An 18,391-nucleotide genomic window follows, 5' to 3' on the forward strand; every position below is an offset into this window, starting at 1 on the left:
TCAGTTGTCGTGGTCGATGAGGACGACGCCGCGGATGTTCTTGCCGTCGAGCATGTCCTGATAGCCCTGGTTGACCTCGTCGAGCGAGTAGGTGCGCGTGATGAGCTCGTCGACCTTGAGCTTTCCGCTCTTGTAGAGGCTCACGAGCCGCGGGATGTCGACCAGCGGATTGCACGCGCCGTAGATCGCCCCCTGGATGCGGCGCTGGAAGCCGATGAGCATGCCGGGGTTCTCGTCGATCCAGCCGTTGCCGACGGCCGTGATGGTGACCTGGCCGGTCTTGCCGACGATGTTGACGGCGTCGTGGATCACCTTGTCGTGGAGCACGCCCACCGTGATGATCGCGTGGTCGGCGAGCTCGCCCCACGTTGACTGCACGACGAACTCCGCCGCCTCTTCGGCGGTCTCGAAGGTGTGGGTCGCGCCGAAGACCTCGGCCATCTCGCGCTTGAACGGCACCGGGTCGACCACGACCACGCGCTCCGCGCCGGCGAGCGCCGCGCCCTGGACGGCGTTGCTGCCGACCCCGCCCGCCCCGAAGATCACGACGGTCTGGCCGGCGCGCACGCCGGCCGCGTGGACCGCCGAGCCCCATCCGGTGGGCACGCCGCACCCGATCACGGCGCCCACCTCGAACGGCAGGTCGTCGGCGACCGGCACGACCGAGTACTCCGACACCACTGTGTACTGCGAGAAGGTGCCCAGCACGCACAGCCCGCCGAAGTCGACGCCGTCCTGGTGGAAGCGGAACGTGCCGTCGGGGAACTCGCCCGTCGAGGCGTTCTTGCCCTCGTCGCACAGGTTCTGCCTGCCGGTGGAGCAGTAGCGGCATTTGCCGCACGCGGGGATGAACGAGAAGACGATGCGGTCGCCGACCTTGACGCGGGTGACGCCGTCGCCGACCGCGTCGACGATGCCGCAGCCTTCGTGGCCGCCGACCACCGGCATCCGCATCGGCGCATCGCCTTTCTGGATGTGGTCGTCCGAGTGGCAGAGCCCCGCGGCGTAGACCTTGACGCGCACCTCGTTCGCGCGCGGCTCGTCGAGTTCGAGTTCGGTGACCTCCCACGGCGTGCCGGGCGCCCGGCACACGACCGCCCTGGTGGTCGTCGCGGAGGAGCGAGCAGGAGCGGCGCTGTCGGCCACGCTGGTCGTCGTGCTCATGGACTGCCTTTCGCTGAGGACTGCGCTGTCAGCCGCCGGCGACGACGCCGGCTGCGGTCTTCCTCTACCGTGTCGCCCGCGCGCCGCACGTGACCAGCAGGCTTTCGCCGCATGGAAGGAAAGCGGAAAGTGCCCGCGCCGTGTCGTTGACTGGGCCCACCACAGCACGAAGGAGAGCGCATGTTGAATGATGTCGCGGGCAAGGTCGCCGTCGTGACCGGGGGTTCGAGCGGGATCGGGCGGGGCATCGCGTTGGCCTTCGCACGGGCCGGGATGACGGTCGTGGCGACCGGGCGCACCGGCTCGCATCTGGACGAGACCGCGTCGATCTTCGCCGAGCGCGGCCTCGCCGTCGAGACGATGCAGGTGGACGTCACCGATCTGCCCGCGATGAAGGCCGCGGCCGACGAGGTGGAGCGGCGCTTCGGCCGCATCGACGTGCTCGTCAACAACGCCGGGATCGGCCTGACTGGGCCTGTCATGAACGCCACGCCCAGCGACTGGGACTGGGTGATCGACGTCAACATCAAGGGCGTGGGCAACGGCATCCAGGCCTTCGTGCCCAAGATCCGCGCGCACGGCGAGGGCGGCGCCGTCGTGAACACCTCGTCGATGGCGGGTCTCATGCCGATCGTCGCCGGACTGTACTCGATGACGAAGGCGGCCGTGATCGGGCTGTCGGAGGCGCTGCACATCGAGTTGCTCCCCGAGGGGATCTCGGTGTCGGCGTACTGTCCTGGACCGACGCACAGCAACATCGCGGCCGCGGTGGCGAACCGTCCGGAGCAGTACGGGCAGTCGGGGTACACCCCGCCTCCCCAGGAGTTCACCGAAGCCGCGCGGCACCAGCCGTACATGAGCGCCGAGGAAGCCGGTGAGCGCGTGCTGGCCGGCATCCGTCGAGGCGACATGTTCATCCTCACGCACCCCGAGTTCCGCGAGGGCGTGGTCGACCGCCACGCGACGATCGAGGCCGCGTTCCCGGACGAGCCGATCGACGAGCCGCGCCGTGCCGCGATCCCGTTCCTGCTGTCGTCGCCGGTGTACTCGGACGAGAACCGGCTCCCCGCGCCGACGGCGCCCGCTCCGGTGGTGTGACCAGCAGGTCAGACTCCCGAGGTGTGCACCTCGACCGGATACGTGATCTCGATGCGGTCCGCCCCCACGCCGAGCATCGGCGAGAGCATCTGACGCATGAAGTCCTTGGGAACCAGGCATTCCGCGCACGCCGCAGGCCCGGCTTCGATGCGGGCGAGCGCGCGGTCGTCGATCAGCTCGACCGACAGGTGGTAATCGTCGGCCTCGAGGGTCTTGCGGAACTCGTCGAGCTGTCCTCGGTCGATGGTCATGTCGAGATCGTAAACACGGTGCTCGCGAGCACCGAAATGTCATCCCACCTGGCGGAAGGTGATGACGGATGCTGTCGCCCGGTCCCCGCGAGAGGTCGCAGTCGTTCCGCCAGGCGGAATGGCATGACTATCGTCATAGGGAAATGCTCCATGATGAGGGGCACTTCCCCACCCTGAGCGACGACGACGTTTCCGGAGGTTGGTCGACGATGACCATTAATCCCATTCAGTCCGCACCCTCAGCCCGCTCGCGCCGCTCGGCGCACAGCGGCCAGATGACCGCCGCCCAACGGGTGCTGGCGATCCTCGAGGCGTTCGACGAGGACCACCTCGTCCTCACGCTGAGCGAGATCAGCCGACGCGCGGGGCTCAGTCTGAGCACCGCGCATCGCCTCGTGGGCGAGCTCCGCGAGTGGGGCGCGCTCGAGCGCTCCGTCGAGGGCCGCTATGCCATCGGCATGCGCGTGCTCGAGCTGGGCTGCCTCGAACCGCAGGGCATGCATCTGCGCGAGGTCGCACTTCCGCACCTGGGCGACCTGCAGGCGGCGATGAACGCCAACGTGCACCTGGCGGTGCGCGACGGCCACGACACGGTCTACGTGGAGTCGCTGCGGGCGCGCGGCGGCGCGCAGGTCCTCAGCCGCCTCGGCGGGCGGTGGCCCCTGCACGCGACCGGCACCGGCCAGGTGCTGCTGGCGCACGCCTCGCCGCAGTTCCAGGAGGAGGTGCTCGCGCTTCCGCTGCAGAAGTACACGAAGAAGACCGTCACGGACCCGTATGAACTGCGCCGCGTGCTCTCCGATGTGCGTCGTACCGGGGTCGCTGTGGCCGACGAGTCGATCACGCACAACGCCATCGCCGTGGCCGTCGCCATCCGCGGCCCTCGCGACCGCGTGATCGCCGCGGTAGGCGTGACGCTGCACCGCGAGAACTGGACGCCGGGCGCCGCGCTGCCCGCGCTCACGACGACCGCCCGCGCCATCTCTCGCGCGCTGGGTGCACCGTCGGCGCGACGCACCCCGACTGGGGCGAGCGCGGCGGGCTGAGTCCGGCGGCGCCGGTCGCGCCACCGCCCGGCCTACCGGAAGTACGCGACGGTGCGGTATTCGACGCTGTGCCGCGGCGTCACCGCCTGCGCCTCGGCGTCGAGGAAGGCGGAGTGCATGACGCGCCAGGGCCGCGAGTGGTCGGAGTCGTGAAGGACGAACAGCAGCAGCTCGTCTCGCGTCATGTCCGGGTAGAAGTACCAGCGGTGCGACGCCCGGTAATGGAACTCCGATCCGCTGAGCGTGCGCGGCGTCCCGGTGATCGGGCCGAACGGATCGGGCGGGATCGCGTCGACGAAGTACAGCGTGTTGGGCCGTCCTTCGTCATCGCTGAGACTGCGGAAGTCGCACACCGCGAGCGGCCAGTCCTGGGGCGGCGGGCTGAACACCCGCCAGCAGCTCGTGCTGACCGCGCGCGAATACCCGGGCCCGTCCGGGAAGTGCCGCGCATAGGTCTCGGCGGCATGGGCGGCAGCTCCCTCCGGCGAGAAGTCGATGTGCACGAGCCCTGCCGCGGGCTGCGAGTCGTGGCCTGCGGGGTCGGCCGCCCGGCGGAGCGTGGCCCCCAGCAGCGCGACTCGATCGGCGCCGAGGCGCAGGCGCACGAGTTCCTCGATCTCGGCGTCGTACACCCGATCGAGTTCGTCGCGGTCGGTGAAGTCCCGCACGCGACTCGGCCGGTGGACCAGCTCGAAGCCGTTGCGCTCGAGGGTGAAGGGACGGTGCACGGCGCGGGCGTCGTACACCTGGACCGCGTACGAGTCGTAGAGGCCGGTGTTGATGCTCGCACCTGGCGCCGTGAACCGGCGCAGAACCGTGGACTCCTCCGACAGGTAGTTCATGACGCCCCACACGGCGGGCACGGTGCCGAGTTCGTCGATCGCCACGCTCGTCCTCCCCCGGTCGCCGCAGCGCGCGGGCGGTCCGTGCGGCGGCGATCCTCAATTCACGCGGCCAGCGTATTGACGCCACGCACCGCCGCGAGCCTCGATTCCGCCCGGCGGAACCCGGGTTCTGCTCACTCCGAGGCGATCAGCTCGGCGATGCGCTCGCCGACCAGCACCGCGGTCAGCGCGGTGCCCCGCGACGGGACCGCCGGCAGCAGCGAGGCGTCGGCGACGCGCAGGCCGGTCGCACCGTGCACGCGGCCGTGGGCGTCGGTCACGGCATCCGGGTCGTCCGCGTCGCCCATGCGGGCGGTGCCGCACGAATGCAGCGCCGTGCCGAGCGCGCCGCGGATCCAATCCTCCGCCGCTTCTTCGGATGCCGGCGCGTCGGCCCACGCGGGCACGGCGGCGGATGCCACCACCTGGCGCATCGGACCCGACCGCAGGACGGCCGCCGCCAGCCTGGTCGCGGCCCGAAGTGCGGCGAGATCTTCGGGGCGGCCGAGATAGCCGTACCGGATCATCCCGGCGGTGACCGTCCCACGCGAACGCGGCGTGGCCAGCGTGATCCGCAGATCGAGGGGACCGACCGCGGCGGCCCGGCCGCTCAGGATCGCGGCGGTCGGCTTGGCTGCCAGCAGCAGCTCGATCGCGGCGTCCGCCACCTGGCCCGCCGGCACGTTCCATGCCGCGGTCCAGGCCGCATCGAGTTCGGGCGACACCACTCCCGGTCGCGGCTCCCACGCGATGTCGAGGGCGGCGTGGTCCGACAGGCCGCGGCCGACGCCGGGCCGCTCGGCGACGAGCTTCGTGTCCGCGGACAGGGCGGAGGCATCCCCGATCCCCGATCTCTGCAGCAGCCGGGGCGTCTCGATCGCGCCCGCGCTGAGGATCACCTCGTCGGCGGCGAGGAACGACGTCTCTCCTGCGCGCGTGACGTCGACACCGATCGTGGCGTCGCCGCGGAACACGATCCGCTCGACGACCACGCCGGCGTGGGTCTCGACGGATCCGGCGGCCAGCAGCCCCGCGTAGGCCCGTGCGACACCCCAGCGTGCCGGTCCGACTGCGTTGCGGGGCAGCAGCCCTGCGCCCGACGGCCCGCCGCCGTTCTTGTCGGGTTCGGGGAGAGCCCCGGCTTCCACAGCGGCGGCCAGGAACGTCTGCGTCACCCGGTCCGAGGCTCCGGCGCGGGCGACCGGCACCGGACCTTCGGCGCCGTGCACGGTGTCGTCGCCGAAGTCGCGATCGTTCTCGAGCCTGCGCAGCGCCGGGAGGCAGGCGTCGTAGCTCCATTCCGCACCGGCGACGGCCGCCCACCCCGCGAAGTCGTCGGGGTGCGGGCGCTGGAAGTACGCGCCGTTCACCGACGTGCTGCCGCCGAGGAGGCGCCCGCGCGCGATGCGCCATGGTCTGCCCGCGAAGAGCTCGGCGTCGTAGGTCCAGGTGAGCGCTCCGTCAGGAAGGCCCTCACTGACTGTCCACGCGTGCTCCAGCCCGTGGGCGGCCGCGGCGTCACCGGATGCCGCCCCGGCCGGCCCCGCCTCGAGGAGGACCACCTCGTGCCCGTGCTGCGCCAGCCGTGCCGCGAGCGGGATGCCGGAGCCCCCGGCCCCGACCACGACGATGCGACGCGGCGTCATACGACCGGCGAGCCGCCGGTGAGGGCGACGTCCGAGAACACGTCGCGCAGACCCGCGAAAGAGACATCGATGAGGTCGAGCAGGTCCTCGTCCGACGAGAGCCACTGTTCGTACGCCGCGAGCGAGATGCCCAGGCAGGCCCACGAGACCGCCTGCGGCAGCGCCGAGTGCGGCGGCACATCGCGTCGACGTGCGATGAAGTCGGCGATGACCGCGCGCCATTCCGCGTAGCGCACCGTCGAGTGGGCGACCAGTTCCGGGGTGCCGAGCAGGATGCGCATGCGGTGCCGGTGGCGCTCGAGCTCGTCGCCGGGCACCTCGTTGAATCGGCGCACGGCGGTGCGGATCGCCTCGATCGGCGGCACGTCTGCGGGGGTCTCTGCCAGCGCGCCGCGGAACGCCTCGAGGAGCCGTTCGAAGTCTCCCCAGGCGACGTCGTTCTTCGACGGGAAGTAGCGGAAGAACGTGCGGCGTCCGATACCGGCGGCCGCCGCGATGTCGTCCACGGTGATGGCCTCGAAGCCGTGCTCGATGAATAGATCGAGGCCGATGCGGCCGAGCTCGTCCTTCGACGTCGACCGCGCGCGACCGCGCGAACGCGGTGCGGCAGGCGCCGGAACGACCACGGGCATCCCTTCTCTATGGCACTCGATGCCAGTAAACTCCTCGCACACCGGAAACGCGCGGCGACTCTCAAGGAGGACAGTAGCCCATGCACTCCTCGCCGGCGCCGACGCCGCTGCTCGCCGATGCGCCGTGGCCGACGATCCCTGACGGCCTGACGCTTCTCGTGCCGGTCGGCTCGACTGAGCAGCACGGTCCGCACCTGCCGCTCGACACCGACACCGTCATCGCCGTCGCCGTCGCCGAGGGCGCCGCGCGTCGATCCGGCGACAGCGTGCGAGTGGCCCCCGCGGTCGCGTACGGCTCCAGCGGCGAGCACCAGGCGTTCGCCGGCACCGTGTCGATCGGCACTGAAGCACTCACCCAGGTCCTGATCGAGGTGGGGCGCTCGGCGCGGCAGTGGGCCGGACGGCTGGTGTTCGTGAACGGCCACGGCGGCAACGTGGACGCGCTGACAACCGCGGTGCGGGTGCTCAGCGAGGAGGGGACGGATGCCTCGTGGCAGCCGTGCCGCCACGGCGACGCCCACGCGGGCCGAGGCGAGACGAGCCTGCTGCTGCACCTGGCGCCGCACCGCGTGGCGATGGAGCGGGCCGAGCCCGGCAACGTCGAACCGGTCGGCGACCTGCTGCCGCGGCTGCGCGAGCGCGGCCTGCGTCCGCTCGCCCCCAACGGGGTGCTCGGCGATCCGCGAGGCGCGTCGCCGGCTGAGGGCGCCGCCCTGCTGGACCGTATGACAGGAGAGCTCGCCGCGGCCCTCCGTGCACCGGCCAAGGACGACTCGTGACCGCCGCCTCGCCTGGGGTGCCGCTACCGTCCGCCGAGGAGCTTCCCGGAGGGACGGTGGCGATCGTCGGCGCCGACGTCTGGCGCTACGACGGCGACCGAGTGCTGGTGGGCGGGGCGCCGACGAGGGTCATGCGACTGAGCTGCCAGGCGGCCGAGCTCATCCGCAACGACCGCGTCGAAGCATCCGATCCCGCGTCCGCGCGCCTGATGGCGCGCCTGGTGGATGCGGGAATCGCACACCCGGAGCCCGCGTCGTTGCCGGCGATCAGTCCGGACCTCGTGACCGTCGTCGTCCCCGTGTACGGCCGGCCTGACGAGCTGGGTCGGCTGCTCGACGGACTCGCGGGCATGCGTGTCGTGGTCGTGGACGACGGCACTCCGGCGCGCGACGCGCGAGCCCTGCACGAGGTCGTCGCCCGTGGCGGGGCACAACTGCTCCGCCTGGACGAGAACGTCGGCCCGGCTTCCGCGCGCAATCGCGGACTCGCCGCCGTCACCACCCCGTTCGTCGCATTCGTCGACTCGGACGTCACCCTCACCCCCGATGACGTGGAACGGATGCTGCGGCACTTCGGCGACCCCGCACTGGCCGTCGTCGGCCCGCGCGTCGCCGGTATCCCCCGCCGCGGCACGTGGATCGAGCGGTACGAGAACGCGCGCTCCTCGGTGGATCTGGGACGACGGCCGGCGCTCGTGCGACCCCGCTCGCCGGTGTCGTGGCTTTCGAGCACGTGCCTGGTGGCCCGCACCGAGGCGCTGGCCGGAGGCTTCACCGACGGCATGCGCGTCGCCGAGGACGTCGACCTGGTGTGGCGGCTCACCGAAGCCGGCTGGCGGGTGCGCTACGACCCGGCCGTCACCGTCGCGCACCAGCATCGCGCTCGTGTGCGGCCGTGGTTCGCGCGCAAGCTGTTCTACGGCACGGGCGCGGCTCGCCTCGCTGCGCGCCATCCCGACGCCATCCCGCCTGCCATCCTGCGTCCGTGGTCGGCCGCCGTCGTGGCGCTCCTGCTCTGTGCACGGTGGTGGTCGGTGCCCGCCGCACTCGCGGTCACCCTCGCCACGGCGTGGCGGCTCGCGCGGCGGCTGCGCGCCGGAGAGGGCGCGCGTACCCTGCCGCTCCGCCTGGCGGGCGGCGGCGTGCTGGCCGCACTCACGCAGACCACGGCTTTGGCACTGCGTCACTGGTGGCCGGTGGCGGCCGTCGCCGCTGTGGTCTCACGCCGTGCGCGGTGGATCATCGGCACCATGGCGGTCGTCGACGCCGTCGTCGAGCATCGCCGCCTGCACGCCGACCTCGACCTCGTGCGCTTCGCGGTGGCCCGGCGCCTGGACGACCTGGCGTACGGGACCGGCGTCTGGTGGGGTTGCCTGCGCCGAGGCGACTTCCGCGCGCTGCGGATCGAGCTGACCCCGTCTCGACGCCCCCGCGCCGCTCGGGCCGGCGTGCGTCACGGGGGCGAGCCCCCGACGCCCGCCCGACGCTGAGAAACCACCCGCAGGTTCAAAAGCCACACGTAGGTTCACAAACCCCGGCTTTCACGGTGTCTCAACCGCTCCGTGGTTTCTGAACATCTTTCGGCGGAAGCGTCGATCTGCCGCGCGCCCGTTCGTCGCCCCAGGTGAGGACGAGCGAAGGGAGACCTCATGGGACGGCGATGGAATGTGGTGGCGGAGCTGGCAGCGGCGCTGGCGAACCTGGCGCCCGCGCAGCGCGAACACCTGCTCGAGAGCGAAGACGAATGCCGTGACGGTGAAGCCGAGTGGCGGCGGCGGAACTAGAGCTCGACGTTCACCAGCACCGGCTCGGGCTGCAGGATCAGGCCGAACTCGGACTGCACGCGTCCTTGGATGAACCGCGCGAGCTCCGCCAGCTCGGCAGCGGTCGCGTCACCGCGGTTGGTGAGGGCCAGCGCATGCTTGGTCGACAGGGCGGCGCGGGAACGCGGAAGCTTGAAACCCTTGCTCAGCCCGGAGTGCTCGATCAGCCACGCCGCACTGACCTTGACGTCCGACTGGACGGAGGTCGGCGGCGGGACGTAGCCGTCGAACGCCGCCAGCGGGATCACCAGCACCGGGTCGAGATCCGGTGCGACCGGCCACCGCGGGCATTCGTCCGGCAGGGTGCGGGCGAAGGATGCCGACACCACGGCGTTCTGGAAGAACGAACCGGCGCTGTACGTGTCGGGATCGTCGGGATCGAGCACCATGCCCTTGCTGCGGCGCGTCTCGAGGATGCGCTCGCGCACCCACGCGAGCGTGACCTCGTCGTCAGGCGCAAGGCGCAGCGCCGTGCGCAGCTGATCGCCCGCGATGCGGCGACCGCCGGGGCCGACCTCGGCGAGGTCGAGCGTCACCGAGAGGATCACTGCGCGGCGCGCCGGCACCGACCCGTAGTGGTGCTTGAGCACGGACGTCCGAAAGCCGAGGCCGAGCTCGGCCGCCGGCACGGTCGAGACGTCACCGGTCGACTCGTCGATGAGCTCGACTTCGGCGAGCGTCTGCACGATCTCCTGACCGTACGCCCCGATGTTCTGCACCGGCGCAGCACCCACGGTGCCGGGAATGCCCGACATCGCCTCGATGCCGCCGAGGCCCTCGCCGACCGCGTACGCGACGAGGGAATCCCAGTCGTGGCCCGCCTGCACCCGCAGCCTCACGCGGCCCGGCACGGGCGACGGCATCCGTTCGATCCCGTGCGTCAGGATCCGCACGACGCTGCCGTCGAACGGCTCGTCGCCCACGAACAGGTTCGATCCGCCGCCCAGGGCGAACCACGGGTCGCCGGTGGACCACACGTCGCGCAGCGCCGCGATGAGCTCGTCGGTCGTAGAGGCATCGATCATGCGGGAAGGGGCGCCGCCGGTGCGCAGCGTTGTCAGCTGCGCCAGCGGAAGAGTCCCCACGCCCCCTCCACTCGCCGCTGACGCGTCGTGTGGAGCCTCCGGCCGCGTGGGCCCAGTGACGTCAGGCATGCGTCAGACGGTCCGCACGCGCACCTGCGCCTTGACGAGCACCGTCGTGCCCTCGTGCGACACGGTCAGGTCGATGCGCGCGGACTCGTCGTCGACGGCGCCGACCTTGGCCACGACGGTCACGTCGGCGCCGGCCTCGGCGTCGACGACGACGGGCTTGGTGAAGCGCACGCCGTACTCGAGGATGCGAGCGGTGTCGCCGACCCACGACTGGATGGTGCCGACGGCGAGACCCATCGTCAGCATGCCGTGCGCGAGGACTCCGGGAAGCCCCACGGATGCGGCCACGTCGTCGCGGTAGTGGATGGGATTGAAATCACCGGATGCCCCGGCATAGCGCACGAGGGAATCCCGGGTCAGATGCACCGTGCGTTCTGCGACGACGTCGCCCACGGCGAGGCCGGTCAGCGCGCTCACTTCTCGCCCTCCCCGACGAGCAGGATGGATGTCGCCGTCACGACGTGTGCGCCGGCGGCATCGGTGATCTCCGCGTCGCTGGTCACCATCGCGTTGCCGCCCATCGTGCGGATGCCTGTGACCGACAGCGTCGCGGTGAGCTCGTCGCCCGCGACGATCGGCCGCGTGTAGCGGAAGCGCTGCTCGGCGTGCAGGACCCGCGAGAGCTCGATGCCCGAGTCCGGTTCGGCCAGCAGCTGCTGCAGCGTCTGATCCTGAACCACCATGGCGAAGGTGGGCGGTGCGACGACATCGGCGTAGCCGAGAGCTTGCGCGGCCTGAGGGTCGAGGTGCTGCGGGTCGTCGGCGAAGACGGCGCGTGCGAACTCGCGCACCTTCTCGCGACCCACCAGGTAGGGGGCCGTCGGGGGGAACGCGCGTCCGACGAGCTCGGGGTTCACTGGCACCCGGCCATCCTACCGGCGCGCCTTCCGCCTCCCGTCAGGAGGAGCGGCGACCGCGCGCTGCGCGGAGCCCCATCTGCACCGCGATCACGACGAGGTAGGCGGCGAACAGCATGTTGCCGACGAACGGGTCGACGAGGGTCGCGACCCATGCGCCCAGGGCCGTGGTCGTGCACGCGGCGACGCCCACCAGGGCCGCCGCTCCCAGGTCGACGTTGTGGCGCCGCAGGTTGCCGATCGTGCCCGACACGGCGGTCGGGATCATCATGAGCAGCGACGTGCCCTTGGCCACGAGGTCGCTGGTTCCGAACAGCAGCATGAGCACGGGCACGACGACGATTCCGCCGCCCACCCCGATGAGACCCGAAAGGATGCCGGTGGCCACGCCGACCACGACCAGCGCGATGCCCGACAACCAGGTGAGAGCGAGATCGGCCTCGCGTGAGGGGATGACGACGAACAGGCTCACGATCACGGCCACGAGGAAGCCCACGAATCCCCAGCGCAGCACGGTGAGCGACAGCCGCGGCAGCAGCCACGTGCCGATCTGGGCGCCCACGACCGCACCCGCCGCGAGGAGCAGCGCAGGGATCCAGGCGACCGAGCCGTGCACGGCGTACGAGATCACGCCGATCGCGGCGGTCGGCACGATCGCGGCGAGCGACGTTCCGGCGGCCAGGCGCTGATCGAAGCTGAGGATCAGGACGAGAAGCGGCACGATGACCGTTCCGCCGCCCACGCCGAACAGACCCGAAAGCAGGCCGGCGAGCAGCCCTACGCCGACGCAGGTGAGGATGAAGCGCGCGTCCCGCGGACGGCGCACGACGTCGGGCACGGGTCTACTCGTCGGACACGCCGTCGATCGCCCAACCGCCGTCGTCCGGGACGAGCGTGTAGAAGTACACGATCTCGCCGGGGGTCGGATCAGTGGGATTCCCCTCGGCGTCGACGACGACGACATACGACTCGGTCGTCGTCACCATGATCTCGCCGTCCGCCGCGACGACGTCGTCGATCGTGATCACGTACTCGTCGAAGTTGTCGTCGAACAGCTCCGCCTCGGCGACGAACGCCGCGCAGTCGGTGAACCCGCTGTCGGCCTGGAACTGCTCAGTCGTCGAGGTCGCGAACGCCTCGCAGTCGGCTTCCTGCCAAGCCTCGTCGTACAGTTCGACCGCCGCGACGGCTGCCTGCTCGTCGGCGGAAGCCACCGAGGTGCCCCCGTTGCCGCCCGAGGTCGCCATGTTGAGGAACAGCAGCGGGATCAGCACTGCCGCGGCGATCACGACGCCGAGCAGGACGACGCCGAGCACCAGCCACAGGATCCACAGCTTGGACTTGCGCGGCTCGGTCGCAGCGGTGAACGCACCACCCGGAGCATCCGGGCCACCGTAGGGTGCGCCGGCGGGATAACCGGGAACGGCCGGGTACGCGCCGGCGGCCGCCGGTCCGGCCTGCGGGGGCGGGGCGTCCTGCACGCCGAAGAGCGTGGCGGCCGGGTCGCCCGCGGCATACGTCTGTTGTTCCGGCGTCGCCGCGGGGGCCGGTGCGCCCGCGGCGACCGCAGCCGGGTCGACTGCAGCGGAGTCGACCGCAGCAGGGCCGTCCTGGGCTGCCGGCACACCCGGTGCCGCCTCGGCCTGCGACGCCGCCACGATCTCGGCTTCGGTCGGAGCATCGGTGACTTCGGCGTCGGGCTGAGCGACGTGCTCCGTCCACTGGGCGCCGTCCCACCAGCGCAGTGCGCCGTGGCCGTCGTCGTACCACCCGGGCGGAGTCGTCGTCATCCTCAAACCCTACCCGCGAGGCGCCGCGCCACAACTCCAGGCGCTCACTCCGGCGCGGCCGAATGCGACGATGGGCACATGACGACACCTCCACCGGTACGCCGGAGCAGCGGATACCTCGCCCGCGTCATCCAGCCACTGATCCTGCTCGCCGTGATGTGGCTGGTCCGTCTGCTCGACGCGGTGCTCCCCGGCAGCTGGAATCACGTCTACGGCATCCAGTCCTGGGCATTCGACGGCCTCGACGGAGTGGTGCTGTCGCCGGGCCTGCACACCGGGTGGCCGCACCTGATTGCGAACACGGTTCCCTTCGTCATCCTCGGCGTGCTCGTCGCGCTGGACGGGATCGGCCGATTCTGGGTGGTGACGGCCGTCGTCGCGGTGATCGGCGGCCTGGGCACGTGGGTGTTCAACCCTCCGGGCACCGTCACGGTGGGCGCTTCGGGACTGGTCTTCGGATACTTCGGCTACCTGCTCGTGCGGGCTTTCGTCGCGAGGTCGCTGGGCCACGGCATCCTGTACGCCCTCATCGCGCTCGGTGTCGCGGTGCTGTACGGCGGCAGCATGCTCGCCGGGATCTTCGGCGCGGGCGACGGGATCTCATGGCAGGCGCACCTGTTCGGCGCGATCGGCGGGGGCGCCGCCGCGATCGCCACGCGCCCCCGGCGGGAGTGAGCCGCGCGACCGGTTCCCGCCTCCTCGCGACAGGCATGAGGGACGGATGCCACTGGCCCGGATGGGCCCACGTGCCCGCACGGGCGCGGCATCCGTCCCATTCACCTCACCGCTGCAGCACCGCGCGGGTGCTGGCCTCGGGGCTCAGGTCGAGCCGGCGCAGCAGCTGGGCGTTCAGCGCGACGACGATGGTCGACAGCGACATCAGGATCGCGCCGACCGACATCGGCAGCACGAACCCGATCGGTGCGAGCACGCCCGCGGCGAGCGGCACCGAGATGAGGTTGTAGCCCGCTGCCCACCACAGGTTCTGCTTCATCTTGCGGTAGCTCGCCCGCGACAGCTCGATGACCGACAGCACCGACCGTGGATCGCTCGAGGCGAGGATCACACCGGCGGAGCCGATCGCGACGTCGGTGCCGGCGCCGATCGCGATCCCGACATCCGCCCGCGCGAGCGCGGGCGCGTCGTTCACGCCGTCGCCGACCATCGCGACCTTCTTGCCCTCACCCTGCAGTTCGGCCACCTTCGCGGCCTTGTCTTCGGGACGGACGCCGGCGAAGACGCGACGGATGCCGAGGGCATCGGCAACCGCGTGGGCGACCGGCTCGGCATCCCCCGTGATCATCACGACCTCCACGCCGAGCCGCTGCAGCGCGTCGACAGCCTCGCGCGATTCGGATCGGATCTCGTCCGCGAGGGCGAGCGCGCCGATGACGGCCCCGTCGCGGGCGACGTGCAGCACGATCGATCCCTGCTCCCGCCACTGAGCCGACGCCGCGATTGGGCCGACGCGGCCGGAGGCTCCGCTCGACGCGCCAGCGGCGAGTGGAGGGGCCGTGGGGACAGCGCCGCCGACCTCTTCGAGCATCCGCGGCCCGCCGACGCGCACCGCGCGACCCTCGACCGTCGCAGAGACTCCGACGGCGGGCGATGACGTGAAGCCGGTCGCGGCGGCCACGGCGAGACCGCGCTCCTGCGCGGCCCGGACGATCGCGCGGGCGAGCGGGTGTTCGCTGTCGGCCTCGGCGGACGCGGCGAGCGCGAGCACGGCGTCCGCATCCACATCGCCGACCGCGGCGATGTCGACGACCGTCGGCTCACCCTTGGTCAGCGTGCCGGTCTTGTCGAACAGCACCGCGTCGACGGTGCGCATCGTCTCGAGGGCGAGGCGATCCTTCACGAGCACGCCGCCGCGCGCCGCGCGCTCGGTCGCGATCGAGACGACCAGCGGAATGGCAAGACCGAGCGCGTGGGGGCACGCGATCACGAGCACGGTGATCGTGCGCACGACGGCCTCATCGGGCATCCCGAACGCGGTCCAGACGATCGCCGTCAGCAACGCCGCGCCCAGCGCGAACCAGAAGAGCCAGCCCGCGGCGCGATCGGCGAGGCGCTGCGCGCGCGACGACGAGTTCTGCGCCTCCGCCACCAGGCGACGGATGCCGGCGAGCGTGGTGTCGTCTCCGGTCGCGGTCACCTCGACCCGAAGCCCCGAGTCGGTCGCGACGGTGCCCGCCGTGACCGCGTCGCCCACGGTACGCGCGACCGTGCGGGACTCGCCGGTCACCATCGACTCGTCCATGTCTGCGCGGCCGTCGACGATCCGGCCGTCTGCGGGCACGCTCGCGCCCGGCCGCACGACGACCACGTCGCCCACGCGGAGGTCGGCTGGGGCGGCCTTCACGATCGCATCTCCGTCGACGCGCTCCGCCTCATCGGGAAGCAGCGCCGCGAGCGAGTCCAGGGCCGACGTCGTCTGTGCCAGCGAGCGCATCTCGATCCAGTGACCGAGCAGCATGATCACGATCAGAAGCGCCAGCTCCCACCAGAAGTCCAGCTGGTGGTGCAGCATCCCGAGGCTCGCTCCCCACGACGCGACGAACGCGACGGTGATCGCGAGGCCGATCAGCAGCATCATGCCGGGGCGACGTGCGCGCAGCTCCTCGACGGCGCCGGAGAGGAAGGGCCAGCCGCCCCAGAAATACATGACGGTGCCCAGCACCGGCGAGATCCACGTCAGCAGGGGCATCTCCGGCAAGGAGTAGCCCAGCACCATCCCGAACATGCTCGAGAAGGCGATGACCGGCACCGCGAGGACGAGATTGAACCAGAACAGCCGGCGGAAACGCTCGACGTGTCCGGTGTGACCAGCATGACCGCCGTGACCTGCGTGGGCGTCATGGGAGTCGTGCCCTGCGTGGGCGTCATGACCTGGGTGGGTGTCATGACCTGCGTGGCCGTCGTGGGAGTCGTGACCTGCGTGGGCGTCGTTGGCGTCAGGAGCCGGGTGGACGTTGTGCTCCTGCGCCTCCTCGGTCGCCGGGGCGCCGTGGTGGTGATGATGGTCGTGCGGATCGGTCACGGGACTCTCCTCGAACGCGGTGTACTTCTGTTATACCCCTGTGGGGTATTCGTCACAACGCCCGAGCCGTGTGGCTATTCCCGAATCGGTGAGTGCCGCGGTCAGCCCGCACTGCCATTGATGTGCGCGTGTCCGCCATGGTGCGCCTGGCGCCCACGATCCGGCTGCCCGAGGACCGCGGCTCGACCAGAATCGGCAGTGCGCGTCCGCGCCCGATCTGAAGGAGCATCCGTGATCACCGTCCACCTGCGTTACGAGATCGACCCCGACAAGCTGGCCGAGTTCACCCATTACGGACGGCAGTGGATTCGCCTCGTGACCAAGTTCGGCGGCACCCATCACGGCTACTTCATGCCGAGCGAAGGGGACAGCGACGAAGCGTTCGCGCTCTTCACGTTCCCCTCACTCGCGGACTATGAGACGTACCGCACCGCATCGTTCGCCGACCCGGAGTGCCTGGAGCTGTTCCAGTTCGCGCGCGACACGCAGTGCATCCGCCGCTACGAGCGCCGATTCCTCACGCCCGTCTTCGAGTGAGGGGATGCGGGGCGGTTCCCGCCGACCCGCGGCCCCCGTCGCTCAGCTGGTGACCGACTCGAGGAAGTCGAGCGTGTGGACCAGCGCCTCCTGCGCCTCGTCGAGGTCGAGGTGGAACTGGTACTCGTGCGGAAGGGCGGGCACATGGTCCGCCGGCCAGAAGAGGTCGGTCACCGGCACGTCGAGGCTGCGCAGTCGCTGGGCCATGGGAATCCCCTGCAGCCACGTCAGGCCGTCGCCGTTCCCACCACTGATGTACGTGGGAGGGAAGTCCGACGTGACGAACTCGATGGTCGACATCGTGGCGCCCGGAGACTCCGCCGCCCAGTCCTTCGTGCCGGTGTACGACCACAGGGCGGTCTTGAACCCCCATCCGATGATGCCGGGCAGATCGGTCATCGCCCGCATGTCGTACACGCCGCAGTTGAGGATGACGCCGACGATCTGGTCCGCCGCGAGCGCGGGTCGCACATCCATGAGTTCGGCATAGTCCGGATTCGTCGAGAGGGTCGCCATCTGGCTGGCGAGCTGGCCTCCCGCCGAATCCCCCGCGATGATGATCGTGTCGGGATCGACGGCGAGTTCGTCGGCATGCTCGAGGATGTACGCGAAGGCGTCGTTGAGCTCCCCCACGGCCGTCGGATAGGTCGCCTCGGGTCCCAGGGTGTAGTTCACGGCGATCGCGGTGTAACCCGCATCGGCCAGGATGCGCATGTACGGGTCGACGTCCGCGCTCGACCCCGAGATCCAGGCCCCGCCATGGATCCAGATGACCGTCGGCAGAGCGTCGCCGTCCTCGGCCGTCGTGTACATGTCGAGCGTGAGTCCCGGCTGCTCTTCGGCGTAGGTGATCCCGATCTTCTCCCGCAGGGATGCGTTCTCGGGAACGTGCCTCTCCATCTCGGCCGCGGTCGCCCTCCCGCCCTGCTCGAAGACCGACCGGATCAGCATGGCCGACGGCCACGGTGTGATCGATGCGACGACCACGACCGCCAGCACCACGAACAGCACCCCCCCGAGGGCGATGAGCCAGCCGCGGTGCCGGTGCCTGCGCGGGCGAACCGCGTGATCCTCGACCGTTGACTCAGACGCCATGTCTCCCCCGTTTTCGTCGACGTGCGGATCCGACGCTATCGGGGCTCGCATCCTTAGCACGCGAGGGCACGCGGAACAGCCTGACCGAGGTGCTCCCCGGGGTCCTCGATCTAGCGGCGATTCGGGATCGCGTAGCCGTTGGTGGACGGGTCGACGACCGCGCCCAGGCGGTCGCCGACGCTCAGCGAAGAATCGAACGCGCAGCTGTGCGTCGCCTGGAACGTCGTGATGCCAGGTCCGGTGACGCGGAGAGTGAGCGTCATCCTCGATTCCTCTCCATACGAGGTCGGGGTGATCTGGAGCACCTCCGCGGATGCGGGAACTCCGCGCTCACGCAGGCGAAGGGTCTGCTCGTGCTCGTGCGTCTGCGCCATCCACATCGAGATCCCGAGCGGAACCGTCACGACGGTGAGAACGCCGCCCGCGACCAGCGAGATCCAGAGGCCTTCACCATCCGCGAGGAGCAACCCCAGGATGATCACGACAGGGCCCGTGAGGCCGACCAGCACCGCCAGGAGCCGCATGATCCCTCGCGCGACCTTGCCGTCGGGCTCGACCGAGACGCCTCCCGATCCGTCGACGTCGCTCACGGGAC

General features: G+C 70.8%; 19 protein-coding genes. 6 read left to right on the forward strand and 13 right to left on the reverse strand.

Going from position 1 to position 18,391, the window contains the following annotated elements; genetic code table 11:
* Window positions 1-1,164, reverse strand: a complete 1,164-nt coding sequence (locus HF576_RS03895) for an NDMA-dependent alcohol dehydrogenase (RefSeq protein ID WP_168911437.1) — start codon at window positions 1,162-1,164, stop codon at window positions 1-3.
* 180 nt (window positions 1,165-1,344) lie between these two features.
* Between HF576_RS03895 and HF576_RS03900 the strand changes: the two genes are divergently transcribed.
* A complete protein-coding gene (locus tag HF576_RS03900) occupies window positions 1,345-2,262 on the forward strand; it encodes an SDR family NAD(P)-dependent oxidoreductase (RefSeq protein WP_168911438.1) in 918 nt (305 codons plus the stop codon).
* Window positions 2,263-2,270: 8 nt separating this feature from the next.
* Here HF576_RS03900 and HF576_RS03905 read toward each other — a convergent pair whose 3' ends face one another.
* The gene (locus HF576_RS03905; RefSeq protein WP_168911439.1) at window positions 2,271-2,513 is read right to left on the reverse strand and encodes a hypothetical protein; all 243 of its coding nucleotides are present in this window, start codon (window positions 2,511-2,513) and stop codon (window positions 2,271-2,273) included.
* Between the two features lie 275 nt (window positions 2,514-2,788).
* On the opposite strand from HF576_RS03905, the gene HF576_RS03910 reads away from it, so the two are divergent.
* Complete coding sequence (locus tag HF576_RS03910) at window positions 2,789-3,559, forward strand: IclR family transcriptional regulator (RefSeq protein ID WP_168911440.1); 771 nt, start codon at window positions 2,789-2,791, stop codon at window positions 3,557-3,559.
* A gap of 32 nt (window positions 3,560-3,591) precedes the next feature.
* Here the strand turns inward: HF576_RS03910 and HF576_RS03915 are convergent, their stop codons facing one another.
* From HF576_RS03915 to mftR, 3 genes are all read right to left on the reverse strand, one after another.
* Window positions 3,592-4,446: a CmcJ/NvfI family oxidoreductase gene (locus tag HF576_RS03915; protein ID WP_168911441.1), complete on the reverse strand. Its 855-nt coding sequence runs from the start codon at window positions 4,444-4,446 to the stop codon at window positions 3,592-3,594.
* 131 nt (window positions 4,447-4,577) lie between these two features.
* Entirely contained in the window at window positions 4,578-6,089 is a 1,512-nt protein-coding gene (locus tag HF576_RS03920) for a GMC family oxidoreductase (protein WP_168911442.1), read from the reverse strand.
* Window positions 6,086-6,721: a mycofactocin system transcriptional regulator gene (gene mftR, locus HF576_RS03925; protein ID WP_168911443.1), complete on the reverse strand. Its 636-nt coding sequence runs from the start codon at window positions 6,719-6,721 to the stop codon at window positions 6,086-6,088. The genes HF576_RS03920 and mftR overlap by 4 nt, the downstream gene beginning before the upstream one ends.
* A gap of 80 nt (window positions 6,722-6,801) precedes the next feature.
* Between mftR and mftE the strand changes: the two genes are divergently transcribed.
* Window positions 6,802-7,500 carry a mycofactocin biosynthesis peptidyl-dipeptidase MftE gene (gene mftE / locus HF576_RS03930; protein ID WP_168911444.1) on the forward strand — a complete coding sequence of 233 codons (699 nt, stop codon included), beginning with the start codon at window positions 6,802-6,804 and terminating at the stop codon, window positions 7,498-7,500.
* Entirely contained in the window at window positions 7,497-8,990 is a 1,494-nt protein-coding gene (gene mftF / locus HF576_RS03935; RefSeq protein ID WP_205834684.1) for a mycofactocin biosynthesis glycosyltransferase MftF, read from the forward strand. The genes mftE and mftF overlap by 4 nt, the downstream gene beginning before the upstream one ends.
* 290 nt (window positions 8,991-9,280) lie before the next feature.
* Here mftF and HF576_RS03940 read toward each other — a convergent pair whose 3' ends face one another.
* From HF576_RS03940 to HF576_RS20240, 5 genes are all read right to left on the reverse strand, one after another.
* Window positions 9,281-10,408, reverse strand: a complete 1,128-nt coding sequence (locus HF576_RS03940; protein ID WP_168911445.1) for a UDP-N-acetylmuramate dehydrogenase — start codon at window positions 10,406-10,408, stop codon at window positions 9,281-9,283.
* Window positions 10,409-10,480: 72 nt separating this feature from the next.
* Window positions 10,481-10,885, reverse strand: a complete 405-nt coding sequence (locus HF576_RS03945; protein ID WP_168912063.1) for a MaoC/PaaZ C-terminal domain-containing protein — start codon at window positions 10,883-10,885, stop codon at window positions 10,481-10,483.
* Window positions 10,886-10,890: 5 nt separating this feature from the next.
* The gene (locus HF576_RS03950) at window positions 10,891-11,340 is read right to left on the reverse strand and encodes an FAS1-like dehydratase domain-containing protein (RefSeq protein WP_168911446.1); all 450 of its coding nucleotides are present in this window, start codon (window positions 11,338-11,340) and stop codon (window positions 10,891-10,893) included.
* A gap of 34 nt (window positions 11,341-11,374) precedes the next feature.
* Window positions 11,375-12,172 (reverse strand): TSUP family transporter, encoded by a 798-nt coding sequence (locus tag HF576_RS03955; protein ID WP_168910753.1) that lies wholly within the window; start codon window positions 12,170-12,172, stop codon window positions 11,375-11,377.
* Window positions 12,173-12,176: 4 nt separating this feature from the next.
* On the reverse strand, window positions 12,177-13,124 hold the full coding sequence (locus tag HF576_RS20240) for a DUF2510 domain-containing protein (RefSeq protein WP_168911447.1): 948 nt from the start codon (window positions 13,122-13,124) through the stop codon (window positions 12,177-12,179).
* A gap of 78 nt (window positions 13,125-13,202) precedes the next feature.
* Here HF576_RS20240 and HF576_RS03965 point away from each other — a divergent pair, with 78 nt between their 5' ends.
* Window positions 13,203-13,799, forward strand: coding sequence for a rhomboid family intramembrane serine protease (locus tag HF576_RS03965; RefSeq protein ID WP_168911448.1), 597 nt, complete (start codon window positions 13,203-13,205; stop codon window positions 13,797-13,799).
* A 106-nt stretch (window positions 13,800-13,905) separates the two neighbouring features.
* Here the strand turns inward: HF576_RS03965 and HF576_RS03970 are convergent, their stop codons facing one another.
* Window positions 13,906-16,164: a heavy metal translocating P-type ATPase gene (locus tag HF576_RS03970; RefSeq protein ID WP_168911449.1), complete on the reverse strand. Its 2,259-nt coding sequence runs from the start codon at window positions 16,162-16,164 to the stop codon at window positions 13,906-13,908.
* Between the two features lie 231 nt (window positions 16,165-16,395).
* On the opposite strand from HF576_RS03970, the gene HF576_RS20245 reads away from it, so the two are divergent.
* Window positions 16,396-16,701 (forward strand): NIPSNAP family protein, encoded by a 306-nt coding sequence (locus tag HF576_RS20245; RefSeq protein ID WP_168911450.1) that lies wholly within the window; start codon window positions 16,396-16,398, stop codon window positions 16,699-16,701.
* Window positions 16,702-16,743: 42 nt separating this feature from the next.
* Here the strand turns inward: HF576_RS20245 and HF576_RS03980 are convergent, their stop codons facing one another.
* Window positions 16,744-17,796, reverse strand: coding sequence for an alpha/beta hydrolase (locus HF576_RS03980; protein ID WP_168911451.1), 1,053 nt, complete (start codon window positions 17,794-17,796; stop codon window positions 16,744-16,746).
* A 110-nt stretch (window positions 17,797-17,906) separates the two neighbouring features.
* Window positions 17,907-18,386, reverse strand: a complete 480-nt coding sequence (locus HF576_RS03985; protein WP_168911452.1) for a hypothetical protein — start codon at window positions 18,384-18,386, stop codon at window positions 17,907-17,909.
* Window positions 18,387-18,391 lie beyond the last annotated feature (5 nt).

This window comes from Microbacterium salsuginis (genome assembly GCF_012524205.1).
GTDB classification, from domain to species: Bacteria; Actinomycetota; Actinomycetes; order Actinomycetales; family Microbacteriaceae; genus Microbacterium; species Microbacterium salsuginis.